The sequence below is a fragment of the Pseudomonas sp. R4-15 genome (assembly GCF_055768815.1).
Window position 1 is genome coordinate 326,653 of sequence record NZ_CM147293.1, and the last position, 14,452, is coordinate 341,104.

Genomic DNA, 14,452 nt, shown 5'->3' on the forward strand with positions numbered 1-14,452 from the left:
GATGCTCAGAGGATCTTGCGGTATTGGATGAAGCCCGACCGATCGGCGATGCGCTCATAGAGCAGCCGCGCCCGGGCGTTGCCTTCCTGGGTCAGCCAGTGCACGCGGCCGGCGCCATCGGCCTGGGCCCGCGCGTAGACGTACTCGATCAGCGCACGACCGAGGCCGCTGCCGCGCTGGGCATCGACGACGAACAGGTCCTGCAGGTAGCAGTAGTCCTCTACCGTCCAGCAGGAGCGGTGGTAGATGAAATGCACCAGGCCCAGCGCCTTGCCGTCACGCCAGGCAAGCGCCGCATGCATCGGCTCGGTGGGATCGAGCAGACGCTGCCAGGTGGTCTCCCAGACGGCCTCCGGCAGTTGGCTTTCGTAGAATTCGAGGTAGCCCTGCCAGAGCTCGCGCCAGGCGGCGTGGTCTTCGGCCCGCAGGGGGCGGATATCGATCGAGGACATCGTGGTTTCTCCTTGCTAGTGTCGTGACACTAGTCGTCCATTCGCGCCGCCAGGGCGCGGTCGCCGGCATCGTTGCTGCTCGCCAGTGCCTCGCGCACGCCCTGGCGATCGGCGGCGCTGCGGTTCTGGCTGAGTTTCCATTTACCTTCCAGGCGCTCGATCGGCAGGGTCACGCCGACGATGCCGCGCAGCATGCCCTCCAGATAGTCCGCCGGGGCGTCCTCCAGCCGCCAGGGCTGCGCACGCGCGGCCTCGTGCCGCGCGGTCAGCCGCTCCAGCAGCGCGCGCAGGCGTTGCGGATCGTCGAACAGCGCGGCGCGTCCGTGGGCATGCACGGCGACGTAGTTCCAGGTCGGTACCCCCTTGCCGTGCTCGGCCTTGCTGGCGTACCAGGACGGGCTGACATAGGCGTCCGGGCCCTGGAAGACCGCCACGCAGGCGCGCCCGTCGAGTTGCCGAAGCTGCGGATTGGCCCGCGCCAGGTGACCGTAGAGCACACCCCGCTCGCCCTCTTCGGGCACCAGCAACAACGGCAGATGGCTGATCTGCGGCGCCTCCTCGCCCTGGCTGACCAGCAGTGCGAGGCGCGTCTGCTCGATGCAGGCACGCAGTTGTTCGGCGTCGTCCTGTCGGAAGGGACTGGGCAGGTACATGGAGGGCTCCGCTTGTCAGACGCCTACACTAGGCCGAAGATTGGACCTTTGTAAGATCCACTATCTTTCATTTTCATGGAGCCAATCTTGAGCGTTCGTCCCCTGCCGCTGTCCGCCGAACTGGCCGGCATCCACCTCGACGGCGGCAGCGGCCTGGCCCTGCAGCTCTACCGGGCGCTGCGCGAACGCATCCTCGACGGGCGCCTGGCGCAGGGTACGCGGCTGCCGGCCAGCCGCGAGCTGGCCAAGCGCCTGGGCGTCTCGCGCAATACCGTGACCCGCACCCTGGAGCAGTTGCAGGCCGAAGGCTTCGTCGAAACCCGCCTCGGCGCCGGCACCTTCGTCAGCGCCGCGCCACGCAGCGCCGAGCAACGTCCTGCGCCCCCCACCGACGCAGCCCCACCGGCCCCCGGCCTGGCGCTGCCGCCAAGCGGTCCGCCACGGGCGTTTCGCATCGGCGTACCGGCGCTGGACCTGTTTCCCTACCAGACCTGGGCACGTCTGCAGGCGCGCTTCTGGCGCCGGCTGACGCCAGCGCGCCTGGGCTATGGCGACCCGGCCGGCGAGGCCACGCTACGCGGCATGATCGCCGCCTACCTGCGCGGCGCCCGCGGGCTGGCCTGTGCGCCGGAACAGATCGTCGTCACCAGTGGCGCCCAGCAGGGCATCGCCCTCTGCGCACAATTACTCGCCCGTGACGCCGAGGTGGCCGTGGAGAATCCCGGCTATCGCGCCGCGGCCGCCGCCTTCGCCGAGGCCGGCGCGACCCTGCGCGGGGTGGCCGTGGACGCCGAAGGGATGCAGGTGCAACAGCTCTACGCCCTGCCGGATTGCCGGCTGGTGTACCTGACGCCCTCGCACCAGTACCCCACGGGCGTCACCCTCTCGCTGCCCCGGCGCCTGGCCCTGCTCGACTGGGCACAGCGCCAGGGCGGCTGGATCGTCGAGGACGACTACGACGGCGAGTACCGCTACAGCGGCACGCCGCTGGCGCCGCTGGCCGCGCTGGATCGCCAGCAGCGGGTGATCTATGTCGGCACCTTCGGCAAGACGCTGTTCCCGGCGCTGCGCCTGGGCTACCTGGTGCTGCCCGAATCCCTGGTGGCGCACTTCACCCGGCGCCGGGCACTGGACACCCGTCACCAGGAGATTGGCAGCCAGGCGGTGATGGCCGAATTCATCGCCGCTGGGCACTTCCAGCGCCACGTACGGCGCATGCGCAAGGCCGCCCAGGCGCGCCGCGCGGCGTTGCTCGCCGCTTGGCCGCAGGGCATCGAAGGGCTCGGCCAGCCACCGGCGGTGGAGGCCGGGCTGCACCTGTGCGTGCCGGTCAGCGACCTGGCGCGTGAGCGCCATTTGGTCACCCGCGCACGCGGCGCCGGCATCGAGATCAACGGACTGGAAGACTATTGGCTGGCAGGCACCCCGGCCGACGCACGCAGCGCCGGCCTGGTGCTGGGCTTCGCCGCGGTGCCGGAAGCGGCCATCGGCGAAGCCCTGGCGACCCTGGGACGGGTCTGGCGGAGGCGCGGCGTTTAGATCCAGCCCAGCCAGCGCCACCAGGTCACGGCAAACACCATCATCAGGGCGAAGCCGATGATCGTCACGAAAATGCCGACCCTGGCGAACTGCCGGGCATTGAAGGTATCGGTGCCCAGACAGACCATGTTCTGCGGTGCGTTGATCGGCAGGATGAAGCCATAGCTGACGACGAAGCCGAGCAGCATGCTCATGCCCAGCCGGTTGAAGTCGCCGGGCAGCGCCTGCAGCACCGCGATGAGGATCGGCAGCATCGCCGAGGTCAGTGCGGTGGCGCTGGCGAAGCCCAGGTGGATGAGGATCAGGAAGACCCCGAGCACGGCGAAGATGCCCAGCGGGCCGAGGGCGTCGAGACCGGTATGGCCCACTACCTGCGCCGCCAGCCACTGCCCGGCCTGGGTGGTCAGCAGTACGGTGCCGAGGCTGATGCCGACACCGAAGACGATCACCGTGCCCCAGGGAATGCGCGACTGCACGTCCTTCCAGGTCATCACCCCGAAGCGCGGCAGCAGCAACAGCACCAGGCCGCTGTAGGTCGTGGTGGTGGTATCGAAGTGATGCAGCTTGCCCTCGGTGGCCCACAGCGCGAGCAGCGCCAGGGACACCCCGAGCAGGCGCTTCTGCGCGCTGCTCATCGGCCCCAGGGCCGCCAGCTCATTCAGCACCGCTTCCTTGCCACCGCTGACCTGGCGGGTTTCCGGCGGCAGCAGCTTGAGCACCACCACCAGTAGCACGAAGGACATGAGAATCGCCCAGGGCGCGCCGGCCACCAGCCATTCGACCCAGCTCACGCGGGCGCCGAGCAGCTTGTCCATGAAGCCGACCAGCAGCAGGTTCTGCGCCGCGGCGGTCTGGATGCCGATGTTCCAGATGCTGGTGCCCTGGGCCACCACGATCATCATCCCGGCGGCGAAGTTGGAACGCTTGTCGACCCCGAAAGCGGCGATGATGCCCATCATGATCGGCACCACGCAGGCGCTGCGCGCGGTGGCGCTGGGCACCACCAGGCTGAGCAGGACGGTGACCACGATGGTGCCGAAGAGGATCGCCCGAGTGTCGGTGCCGACCTTCGACAGGGTGACCAGGGCGATGCGCCGGTCGAGGCCGGTGTGGGTCATCGCCGCGGCGATGAACAGCGCCCCGGCGACCAGCGCCAGCGCCGGGTTGGCGAACCCGGAAAGGCCCATGGAGATGGCCTTGGAGCTGCCGTAGAGCTGCTCGGGGTTGTCGATCATCGGCGCGGTGCCGACCAGCAGGCCGAGCAGCGCGGTGATGATGATGGCGCTGGCCTCGTAGGACACCGCCTCGCTGATCCACACCACCACGGCGAAGGCGAGGATCGCCAGCACGCGCTGGCCGGCCACCGGCAGATCGGCCGGCAAAGGCAGCAGCAAAACACCGACCAGGGCGGCAATGCCCAACAGCAGTCCGATCGGCAGGTTGAGGGGAAAGGGCAGGTGGACTCGTACTTCGCGCATGCTCGGGCTCCGTGGCTGGCGGGGGCGCATCGGTGCGATCTTTCGACGCACTTCGAGCATGCCTTACCGTCCGCCCCAGAACACTGACATGTGTCTATGTCGCGCCTTTGCGGGCTAGGAATGGTCGCGAAGAGAACCCAGAGCGTCGCCCTCTCGACGCCCTGGGCAATGCCAGCGCGCCCTCACGGGTGCGCTGGCGAGCCCGAAGACTCAGGCCGGTACCGAGACGATCTTCGGCAGGCGCGCCCAGACACGGTGCTCGGCCATCGCGGCGAAGAAGTCCTTCTGCACGGCTTTGGCGTCCGCACCACCGAGCAGCCCGGCATCGGCCTCGAGCTGCAGTTGTTGCATCAGCGCCTGCGCCTCGCCGGCGAGGGCGATGGCCTTGAGGTGCTTGTAGGCCTCGTACAGGTAGTGCTTGGCCGCGCCGTTACCCGCCAGGGCTTTCGCAGCCTCGGCGCCACCCGGGACGAACACCGCGTCCAGCGCCACCGAGGGCATGCCGTCGGCCGAGGCATCCACCGCCAGCTCGCCACCGTCGGCGGTCTTCACCGGGGCGCTGGTCGGGCCGAGCACCTTGGCGTGGGCGCCCTCGCCCTGCAACGCCTGTTTCATCGCCTCGACATCCTTGGCGTCGACGCCATCGGCCACCAGGATCGCCACCTTGAAGCCCTTGATCTTGCCGGACAGCAGGTTCAACTGGCTCAGCGCCGGCGACTTGTCGATGGAGACCTTGCGCGGCGCTAGCGTGCCTTTCGCCGGCTTGGGCAGGCCGAGCTTCTCGGCCACCGCGCCGGCCAGCTCGAGGTCGATGTTGGAAAGGATCTCGTTGACCTGGCGCTCGCGAATCCACGGCCGCTCGACCTTGCCCAGCTCGAAGGCGTAGGCATCGATCACGTGCTGCTGCTCGGCCGCCGACAGCGAGCGGTAGAACAGCGTGGCCTGGCTGAAATGATCGCCGAAGGACTCGCTGCGCTCGCGGATCTTGTGCGCGTCGATGCGCTCGTAATAGCTCTCGAAGCCGCCGTCCACCGGACCGGGCGGGGTTTCCTTGGGCCAGCCGGCGTCGATCGAGTTGGGCTCGTAGGAAGCACGCCCCTTGTCGATGCGCTGGCGGTGCGCGGCGTCGCGCTGGTTGCTGTGGTTAGGCGCCAGCGGGCGGTTGATCGGAATCTCGTGGAAGTTCGGCCCGCCCAGGCGGCTGATCTGGGTGTCGGTGTAGGAGAACAGCCGGCCCTGCAGCAGCGGGTCGTTGGAGAAATCGATGCCGGGCACGATGTGCGCCGGGCAGAAGGCCACCTGCTCGGTCTCGGCGAAGTAGTTGTCCGGGTTGCGGTTGAGCACCATCTTGCCGATGGGGGTAACCGGCACCAGCTCCTCGGGGATGATCTTGGTCGGGTCGAGCAGGTCCCAGTCGAAGGCGTGTTCGTCCTTTTCCTCGATGATCTGCACGCCCAGCTCCCACTCGGGATAGTCGCCGGACTCGATGGCCTCCCAGAGGTCGCGACGGTGGGCGTCGGTGTCCTTGCCGGCGAGCTTCTGCGCCTCGTCCCAGACCAGCGAGCGTACGCCCTGGGCCGGCTTCCAGTGGAATTTCACGAAGCGCGAGGTGCCGGCCTTGTCGATCATGCGGAAGGTGTGGATGCCGAAGCCCTGCATGCTGCGCAGGTTCACCGGAATGGCGCGGTCGGTCATGGTCCAGAGCACCATGTGTGCGGACTCGGGCACCAGCGAGACGAAGTCCCAGAAGGTGTCGTGGGCGCTGCCGCCGGTGGGCATCTCGTTGTGCGGCTCGGGCTTCACCGCGTGGACGAAATCGGGGAACTTGATCGCGTCCTGGATGAAGAACACCGGCATGTTGTTGCCGACCAGGTCGAAGTTGCCCTCGTCGGTGTAGAACTTCACCGCGAAGCCGCGCACGTCGCGCACCGTGTCACCGGAGCCGCGCGGCCCCTGCACGGTGGAGAAGCGCACGAACACCGGGGTCTTCTTCGCCGGGTCCTGGAGGAATCCGGCCTTGCAAAGCGTGTCGCCCAGCGCCTCGTACACCTGGAAGTAGCCGTGGGCACCCGCACCGCGGGCATGCACGATGCGCTCGGGAATGCGTTCATGGTCGAAGTGGGTGATCTTCTCGCGGAAGATGAAGTCTTCCAGCAGCGACGGTCCGCGGGCGCCGGCCTTGAGGGTGTTCTGGTTGTCGGAGATCTTCACGCCCTGGTTGGTGCGCAGGGCCTGGCCGGTGGCGTCGGATCGATCGCGTTCGAGCTGTTCGAGCTTGGCATTGCTGTTCTGGCGATCGAGGGTATCGGTACCGGCGAGTTCGCTCTTGGGCGGCTGGGTGGCCATGCTATCTCCTCATCATTATTGGCTTTTATGGATCTGAATCGTGGGTGGCTCTAGGGCCTGTTCCCGTTTCATTCACGGCCGCGCCGGCACCTGTTTTGGCGCGAGACAAGGCGCGAGTCGCAGGGCTTACCGGGGTAAGTCCAAGACGAGTAACGCCGTATCGCGCCAAAACAGGCGCCGGCCCTCCGGGTTGTGCCAGAAATGGCCTGCGCTGTCGTTGCAGGACTTGCCAAGGGAGTGGCCATTGGCTGCGTCCTGCGCCTAACCGCAGGCCATTTCTGGCGACAACGCGGTTCGCGAATGAAACGGGAACAGTCCCTAGAAGCGACTCGACATCGCCTGCGAGCGTTCCGCGATTCGGATGAGGTGACACCTATGGGCCCGATAGGCATGGGCTATGGTTGCTTATTCCAATCCTTCTCGCCGCTGTGCAGAGAAAGACTAAGCGTCTATAAGCAAAGCGGCTAAAATGGTTCGCTTTGAGTGGCCCTAGGGCCTGTTGCCGTTCCATTCACGGCCGCGCCGAATCAGGCGGCAACAGGCCTAGGCCAGGAAACACAAGGTTTACCACCCCTGTGATCGAATTCCAGCACGTCCACAAGACCTACCGGCTGGCCAACCGTGAAGTGCCCGCCCTGCACCCCTGCGATCTGCAGGTGCGCGCCGGCGAGGTATTCGGCCTGATCGGCCATTCCGGCGCCGGCAAAAGCACCTTGCTGCGGTTGATCAACCGCCTGGAGGAGCCCTCCGGCGGACGCATCCTGATCGACGGCGAGGACGCCACCGCGTTGCCGGCCAACGGCCTGCGCCAATTGCGCCAGCGCATCGGCATGATCTTCCAGCACTTCAACCTGCTGTCATCGAAGACCGTCGCCGACAACATCGCCATGCCGCTGCGCCTGGCCGGTGGCTACGGCCGCGCGCAGATCGAGGCACGGGTCGCCGAACTGCTGAACCGTGTCGGCCTGACCGAGCATGCGCGCAAGTACCCGGCGCAACTTTCCGGCGGGCAGAAGCAGCGCGTCGGCATCGCCCGCGCGCTGGCCACCGGACCGAAGATCCTGCTCTGCGACGAAGCCACCAGCGCCCTCGATCCGCAGACCACCACCCAGGTCCTGCAACTGCTCGCCGAACTGAACCGCGAGCTGGAACTGACCATCGTGCTGATCACCCACGAGATGGACGTGATCCGTCGCGTCTGCGACCGCGTGGCGGTGATGGACGCCGGGCGCATCGTCGAGCAGGGCCCGGTGAGCGAGGTCTTCCTGCACCCGCAACATGCGACCACGCGGCGCTTCGTGCGCGAGGCCGAGCAGGTGGACGAGAGCGACCCGCTCGCCGAATTCGCCCAGGTGCGCGGCCGCATCCTGCGCCTGACCTTCACCGGAGAGGCGACCTACGCACCGCTGCTGGCGCGCGTCGCCCGCGATACCGGCGTCGACTACAGCATCCTCGCCGGCCGCATCGACCGCATTCGCGAAACCCCCTACGGCCAGTTGACCCTGGCCCTGGATGGCGGCGACATCGACGCGGCGCTGCGCGCCTTCGAAGCCGCCGACGTGCATCTGGAGGTACTGCGCTGATGCTCGAATCCCTGCTGCCCAACGTGTTCTGGCCGGAGATCTGGCAGGCTGGCCTGGACACCCTGAACATGCTGCTCGGCGCGATGCTCTTCACCGTGCTGCTCGGCCTGCCGCTGGGGGTGCTGCTGTTTCTCAGTGGCCCGCGCCAGCTGTGCGAGCAGAAAGCGCTGTATGGCGTGCTCTCGCTGCTGGTCAACGTGCTGCGCTCGGTGCCCTTCGTGATTCTGCTGATCCTGATGATCCCGCTCACCGAGTGGCTGGTCGGCACTTCGCTGGGGGTGGCCGGCGCCATTCCGCCGCTGGTGGTCGGTGCCACGCCGTTCTTCGCCCGCCTGGTGGAGACCGCACTGCGCGAGGTGGACCGCGGCATCATCGAGGCGACCCAGGCGATGGGCGCCAGCACCGTACAGATCATCACCCGCGCCCTGCTGCCGGAAGCCCTGCCCGGGCTGCTGGCGGCGGCCACGGTGACCGCCATCACACTGGTCTCCTACACTGCCATGAGCGGTCTGATCGGCGGCGGCGGCCTCGGCGACCTGGCGGTGCGCTACGGTTACCAGCGCTACCAGCCAGACGTGATGGCGGTCACGGTGGTGCTGCTGCTGATCCTGGTGCAGGCGCTGCAGATGGTCGGCGACCGCCTGGTGATCCACTTTTCCCGCAAATGAAGCAAAGCGGCGACCCGGCGCACGCCGGGACCCGCGCGACAACGTCCCGAAAGGAACCCTGAGATGAAAAAACTGCTAACTGCCCTCGCCGCCTTCGCGGCCATCAGCTCCGCCCAGGCGGCGGAAACCCTCAGCGTCGCGGCCACCCCGGTGCCCCACGCGGAAATCCTCGAATTCGTCAAACCGATGCTCGCCAAAGAAGGCGTCGAGCTGAAGGTGCGCGTGTTCACCGACTACGTGCAGCCCAACCTGCAGGTGCAGCAGGGCAACCTGGACGCCAACTTCTTCCAGCACCAGCCGTACCTGGACGAGTTCAACGCCAGCCGCAAGACCGACCTGGTGAGCGTTGCCGGTGTGCACGTCGAGCCTTTCGGCGCCTACTCGAAGAAGATCAAGAGCCTCGATGAGCTGCCCGAAGGCGCCACCGTGGCCATCCCCAACGATGCCACCAACGGCGGCCGCGCCCTGCTACTGCTGCAGAAGGCCGGGGTGATCACCCTGAAACCCGAGGCCGGCATCCTCGCCACCCCGCGCGACATCGTCGACAACCCCAAGTCGATCAAGGTGCGTGAACTGGAAGCGGCGACCCTGCCGCGCGTGCTGAATCAGGTCGAGCTGGCCTTGATCAACACCAACTACGCCCTGGAAGCAGGGCTCAACCCGACCCAGGACGCCCTGGCCATCGAAGGCAGCGACTCGCCGTACGTGAACATCCTGGTCACCCGCAAGGACAACCAGGACAGCGACGCCGTGCAGAAGCTGGTCAAGGCCCTGCACAGCGATGCGCTGAAGCAGTTCATCGTCGACAAGTACAAGGGCGCCGTGGTCCCCGCGTTCTAAGCCCCTGCGCAACGTCAGGGCTCCCGGCCCTGGCAGCCCCGCTTCGCCACGCGAGCGGGGCCCATCGACAACGTCAGTCCCGGTAGCCCGGCGGGCCATGCAAAGTTGTAATGGGAATGATTCGCTATTAATGTGAGCGCCGCTCGCCATGGTTCCGCATGGTGCAATCGACACGGCTCACATCATGTCCTCACCGGAAACCGACTCGACCGTCCCCCTCCAGGTGCTCTACGGCACCCACCAAGGCTGGCTGCATGGCTGGTTGCGGCGCTCGGTCGGCTGCTCCCAGCAAGCAGCGGATCTGGTACAGGACACCTTCGTGCGCCTGCTGGTCCGCGGGCGGCCCATCGACAACCGCGCCCCGCGCGCACTGCTCGCGCGCATCGCCCGTGGCCTGGTGATCGACCACTGGCGCCGCGACGCCCTGGAGCGCGCCTACCTCGAGGCCCTGGCGCAGTTGCCGGAGGCCAATCATCCCTCGCCGGAAGCACGCCACGAGGCGCTGCAGGCCCTGGAGCGTATCGCGCAGTTGCTCGACGGCCTCAAGCCCGCGGTACGCGAAGCCTTCCTGCTGTATCAGCTCGGTGAGCTGAGCCATGCGCAGGTCGCACGGCAACTCGGCGTCTCCAGTCGTACCGTGGAACGCCACGTCGCCAGTGCCCTGCTGCACTGCTATCGGCTGTGCTTCGAGGACCCGCGATGAACGCCGCAGCGTCCCTGCCGGAATCCATTGTCTGTGCCGCCATCGACTGGCAGATGCGCCTGCGCGCGGAAGCCGGCAACCCGGAGCTACAGCGTCAGGTGCAACACTGGCTGGACCAGGACGCCCGGCATCGCCTGGCCTGGCAGCGCCTGCAACGGATGGCCGGGATGTTCCAGGTCGACTCGCTCTGCAGCGGGGCCCAGGCCATCCCGCTGCTGCAACGCGCCGAGGCGGACCTGAGCCGCCGGCGCCTGCTCAAGCTGCTCGGTCTGGTCGCCGGCAGCAGCGCGCTGCTGGCCGCCGGTACGCATCAGGCCTGGCGCGCGGACTTCGCCACGAGCACCGGCGAGCGTCGTCACGTGGTCCTGGCTGACGAGGGCGAACTGCTGCTCAACACCGACAGCGCCGTGGACATCCACGGCCATCAGCTACAGCTGCGCTCCGGCGAAGTGCTGGTGGATGGCGCCCAGTGGCGGCTGCGCTGCGCCTTCGCCGAGTGCCAGGGCCAGGACGCCCGCGCCCTGGTGCGCGATCACGCGGACTACAGCGAGATCCACGTCGAGCACGGCCAGGTCAGGGTGACATCCGCCGCCGGCCAGCGCTGGCTGGCGGCCGGCGAAGGCCTGAGGGTGTCCTCGACACGCCTGAGCGCCCTGGGCAAGGGCCCGCTCGACCCCTTCGCCTGGACACGAGGGCTGCTACGGGTCGAAGACATTCGCCTGGCAGACTTCCTCGCCGAACTGGGACGCTATCGCCACGGCTGGCTCGGCTGTGACCCCGCCGTGGCGGATCTACGACTTTCCGGGGTGTTCCGCCTCGAGCGACCGGAGCTGATCCTGCAGAACATCAGCTACCTGTTGCCGGTCGCCATCATCGAGCGCACCCGCTGGTGGGTACGCATCGTCCCCATCGCGTAAAAAGTTTGTCGGACTTTCAGGACTCGTCCGGTTAGAGCTCATCAGACCCTAACTGGATAACCTCATGCGTCTTACCGGATCACGCTCCCTGCACCTTCAGCCACGCGCCCTGCCCACGGCCATCTGCCTGGGTCTGGCGCTGTCCGCCGCGACGGCCAGCCCCACGCTGCGCGCCGCCGAACCCGCCGCCAGGGTGGCGGCCCCCAGCGTGCCGGGCGGGCCGCTGGACCAGGCGCTGGGGCTCTTCGCCGAACGCGCCGGGATCACCCTGTCGTACTCGCCGGAGCAGGTACGCGGGCTCACCAGCCCCGGCGTGAGCAGTGCGGCATCGCTGGAGGAAGGCTTGGCGAAGCTCCTCGCGGGGACCGGGCTAGTCGCCGAGAAGACCGTCTCCGGCTACGTCATCAAGCCGGTCGAGCAAGACGCCAGCTACGAGCTGCAGCCACTCACCATCGAGGCGGCGCCACTGCAGAGCGCCTTTGCGCCGACGCCCGGCTATTTCGCCGCCAACGCCAGCAGCGCCAGCAAGAGCGATCGGCCGATCCTGGAGACGGCGCAGAGCATCAGCGTGGTCACCGCCCAGCAGATCGCCGATCGCAAGGTGGACCGCGTCGAGGATGCCGTCGCCTACACGGCCGGCGTGCGCGTCGGCGGCTCGGGGCTCGACCCGCGCTTCGACCAGATCAGCCTGCGTGGTTTCGACACCACCATGTCCGCCGACTACCTCGACGGCCTGCGCCAGCCCTACAACGGCTGGCTGTCCATCTACGGCGTGGAAGCCTACGCGCTGGAGCGCATCGAAGTGCTCAAGGGACCGGCCTCGGTGCTCTACGGGCAGATCAGCCCTGGCGGCATGGTCAACCGGGTGAGCAAGCGTCCGAGCCTCGATGCCGAGAACCAGATCGAGATCCAGGCCGGCAACCATGACCATCGTCAGGGCCAGTTCGATATCGGCGGCCAGCTCGATGACGACGGCGATGTGCTGTTCCGCACGGTCGGCGTTTACCGCGATGCCCAGTACGACATTGAGCAGTTGAACAACGATGTGCGCCTGTTTGCCCCGTCGCTGAGCTGGCAGATCGACCCGGACACCCACCTGACGCTGCTCGCGCAATACCAGGAGCGCGAAACGGCCGCCTCGCCGATGCTCTACCAGGATGGCGACCACCTCACCGACTTCTGGCAGGGCGACGAATATTTCGACAAGCTGGACCAGCGCCAGTGGACCTTCGGCTACGAGTTCGAGCACGCCTTCGACGAGACCTTCACCCTTCAGCAGAACCTGCGCTATGGGCAACTGGACACCACCAACCAGTACCTTCAACCGACCGGCGTCATCACCGACGGCATGATGGAGCGTTATGCGGTGGGCGTTTACGAAGACATGGATTCGCTGACCAGCGATACGCGCCTGGTCTCGCGCTTCGCCACCGGCGAGTTGCAGCACACCCTGCTCAGCGGCTGGGACTACACCTGGTTCGACAGCTCGGTGCTGTACGCCACCGGGCCGGCGCCGTCCATCGACATGAATGCGCCGGACTATCACCAACCGGTGAGCCGCCCGGGCACGGTGCTCGCCGACCAGGACAGCCTGACCCAGCGCAGCGGGTTGTACCTGCAGGACCAGATCGAACTCGACCGCTGGCGACTGTCCGTCGGCGTCCGCCGCGACTGGGCGCACGTGCGTAACCGCGGAAGCGGTAAAACCACCGATTCGGCGACGACCTTCCAGCTCGGCGCGCTGTACCTGTTCGACAATGGCCTGGCGCCCTACGCCAGCTATGCCGAGTCCTTCCTGCCGCAGAGCGGCAGCAACGCCTACGGCCCGCTCAAGCCCACCGAGGGCAAGCAGTACGAGATCGGCCTGAAGTACCAGCCGCCGGGCACCCAGGCGATGTTCACCGCTTCGCTCTATCACCTGACCGAGGAGAACGTCTCCACACGTGATCCCCTCGATCCGCTCAACACCGTGCAGACCGGTGAACAGGTATCCCGCGGCCTGGAGCTCGAAGCCGTGGCGGACCTCAGCGAGCGCCTGCACCTGACCGCCAGCTACAGCTATAACGACCCCGAGGTGACCAAGAGCAACGACGGTAACCAGGGCAAGGACCCGAAAGACGTGCCACACCACCTGGCCTCGGTCTGGCTCGACTACCAACTGCCGTTCGGCCTCGGCTTCGGCGCCGGTGCCCGCTACACCGGCAGCGTCTATGGCGATGACATGAATACCGTGAAGAGCGAGGACTACACCCTGTTCGACGCCGCCGTACACTACGACTTCGGAGGGTCCCTGGATGGCGTGCGGCTGTCCCTCAATGCGCGCAACCTGACCGACAAGCAGTACATCAACTGCCAGGACGGCTACTGCTATCGCGGTGAAGCACGCAGCGTGATCACCAGCCTGAGCTACAACTGGTGAGCGCCAAGACCTGGCTATTGGGGCTGACGCTAATGCTGCTGGGCGCCGCCCAGGCCGCGCCGGTCAGCCTCGACGGTAGCGAGGAGTGGTCGATGCGCAGCGCCGAGGGCCGCGACTACCGCATCCTGATCAGCCTGCCGGAGGGCGAGTTGCCCTATACCGGCGGCTATCCGGTGATCTACCTGCTCGACGGCAACGCCTACTTCCCGGCGTTCCACGCCGCCAAGCGCGCACAGGCACGCTGGCGCGCGTCGATCGTGGTCGCCATCGGCTACCCGAGCGACACGCCGCTGGACTTCGAGCGGCGCGCCTTCGACCTCTCGCCACCCCAGCCGCCCGAGCGCAACGACCCGCCCCAGGGCGGCCAGGACCTGTTCCTCGACTTCATCGAAAAGCGCCTGATGCCCAGGGTGAATCAACGCTTCCAAGTCGACCGGGACCAGGTCAGCCTGGTCGGCCATTCGTTCGGCGGCATGTTCGCCGTCTACTCGCTGTTCACCCGCCCGGACCTGTTCCAGCATCGGGTAGCGATCAGCCCGAGCCTCTGGTGGCACGACCGCTACCTGATGCCCCTCGAACGCACCTTCACCCGCCAGGCGCAGGCCGGAGCGCTGAACCTGACCCACAGCAGCCTGACGTTGTGGGTCGGCAGCCGGGAAATGCCCCAGGAAATCCAGGATGCACGGCAGTTGCAGCATCGCCTGGAGGGCCTCTCGCAGTATGGCTTGCGTAGCGACTTCCAGATCGAGACCGGGCAGGACCACATGTCGATGCCGTTCCGGGTCACGACCCAGGTGCTCGAGGAGCTTCTGAGTACGCGGAGGTATTAGGCCGCAGGAGATACGTGCAGAAGG

Annotated in this window: 12 protein-coding genes; 8 read left to right on the forward strand and 4 right to left on the reverse strand. The window is 67.2% G+C overall.

All coding sequences use genetic code 11. The features are described from left to right. Nucleotides 1-5: 5 nt before the first annotated feature. Together ACYRGX_RS01650 and ACYRGX_RS01655 are read right to left on the reverse strand one after the other, a co-directional pair. Nucleotides 6-452, reverse strand: coding sequence for a GNAT family N-acetyltransferase (locus ACYRGX_RS01650; protein WP_473054879.1), 447 nt, complete (start codon nucleotides 450-452; stop codon nucleotides 6-8). 29 nt (nucleotides 453-481) lie between these two features. Then, nucleotides 482-1,105, reverse strand: a complete 624-nt coding sequence (locus tag ACYRGX_RS01655; protein ID WP_473054880.1) for an FMN-binding negative transcriptional regulator — start codon at nucleotides 1,103-1,105, stop codon at nucleotides 482-484. A gap of 75 nt (nucleotides 1,106-1,180) precedes the next feature. Here ACYRGX_RS01655 and pdxR point away from each other — a divergent pair, with 75 nt between their 5' ends. Beyond that, nucleotides 1,181-2,644 (forward strand): MocR-like pyridoxine biosynthesis transcription factor PdxR, encoded by a 1,464-nt coding sequence (gene pdxR, locus ACYRGX_RS01660; RefSeq protein WP_473054881.1) that lies wholly within the window; start codon nucleotides 1,181-1,183, stop codon nucleotides 2,642-2,644. On the opposite strand, the gene ACYRGX_RS01665 is transcribed toward pdxR, so the two are convergent. Together ACYRGX_RS01665 and katE are read right to left on the reverse strand one after the other, a co-directional pair. Then, nucleotides 2,641-4,122 (reverse strand): DASS family sodium-coupled anion symporter, encoded by a 1,482-nt coding sequence (locus tag ACYRGX_RS01665; protein WP_473054882.1) that lies wholly within the window; start codon nucleotides 4,120-4,122, stop codon nucleotides 2,641-2,643. The two genes, pdxR and ACYRGX_RS01665, sit on opposite strands and share 4 nt — an antisense overlap. Nucleotides 4,123-4,332: 210 nt before the next feature. Continuing rightward, nucleotides 4,333-6,468: a catalase HPII gene (gene katE, locus ACYRGX_RS01670; RefSeq protein ID WP_473054883.1), complete on the reverse strand. Its 2,136-nt coding sequence runs from the start codon at nucleotides 6,466-6,468 to the stop codon at nucleotides 4,333-4,335. Nucleotides 6,469-7,043: 575 nt separating this feature from the next. Between katE and ACYRGX_RS01675 the strand changes: the two genes are divergently transcribed. From ACYRGX_RS01675 to ACYRGX_RS01705, 7 genes are all read left to right on the forward strand, one after another. Continuing rightward, the gene (locus ACYRGX_RS01675) at nucleotides 7,044-8,051 is read left to right on the forward strand and encodes a methionine ABC transporter ATP-binding protein (protein WP_473054884.1); all 1,008 of its coding nucleotides are present in this window, start codon (nucleotides 7,044-7,046) and stop codon (nucleotides 8,049-8,051) included. Continuing rightward, nucleotides 8,051-8,719, forward strand: coding sequence for a methionine ABC transporter permease (locus ACYRGX_RS01680; protein ID WP_473054885.1), 669 nt, complete (start codon nucleotides 8,051-8,053; stop codon nucleotides 8,717-8,719). Before ACYRGX_RS01675 ends, ACYRGX_RS01680 begins: the two co-directional genes overlap by 1 nt. 63 nt (nucleotides 8,720-8,782) lie before the next feature. Beyond that, a complete protein-coding gene (locus tag ACYRGX_RS01685) occupies nucleotides 8,783-9,559 on the forward strand; it encodes a MetQ/NlpA family ABC transporter substrate-binding protein (RefSeq protein ID WP_473054886.1) in 777 nt (258 codons plus the stop codon). 184 nt (nucleotides 9,560-9,743) lie between these two features. Next, nucleotides 9,744-10,262 carry a sigma-70 family RNA polymerase sigma factor gene (locus tag ACYRGX_RS01690; RefSeq protein WP_473054887.1) on the forward strand — a complete coding sequence of 173 codons (519 nt, stop codon included), beginning with the start codon at nucleotides 9,744-9,746 and terminating at the stop codon, nucleotides 10,260-10,262. Further along, nucleotides 10,259-11,179: a DUF4880 domain-containing protein gene (locus ACYRGX_RS01695; RefSeq protein WP_473054888.1), complete on the forward strand. Its 921-nt coding sequence runs from the start codon at nucleotides 10,259-10,261 to the stop codon at nucleotides 11,177-11,179. Before ACYRGX_RS01690 ends, ACYRGX_RS01695 begins: the two co-directional genes overlap by 4 nt. Before the next feature lie 64 nt (nucleotides 11,180-11,243). Continuing rightward, the gene (locus ACYRGX_RS01700; protein WP_473054889.1) at nucleotides 11,244-13,598 is read left to right on the forward strand and encodes a TonB-dependent siderophore receptor; all 2,355 of its coding nucleotides are present in this window, start codon (nucleotides 11,244-11,246) and stop codon (nucleotides 13,596-13,598) included. Continuing rightward, entirely contained in the window at nucleotides 13,595-14,428 is an 834-nt protein-coding gene (locus ACYRGX_RS01705) for an alpha/beta hydrolase (RefSeq protein WP_473054890.1), read from the forward strand. The genes ACYRGX_RS01700 and ACYRGX_RS01705 overlap by 4 nt, the downstream gene beginning before the upstream one ends. The last annotated feature ends 24 nt before the right edge of the window (nucleotides 14,429-14,452 follow it).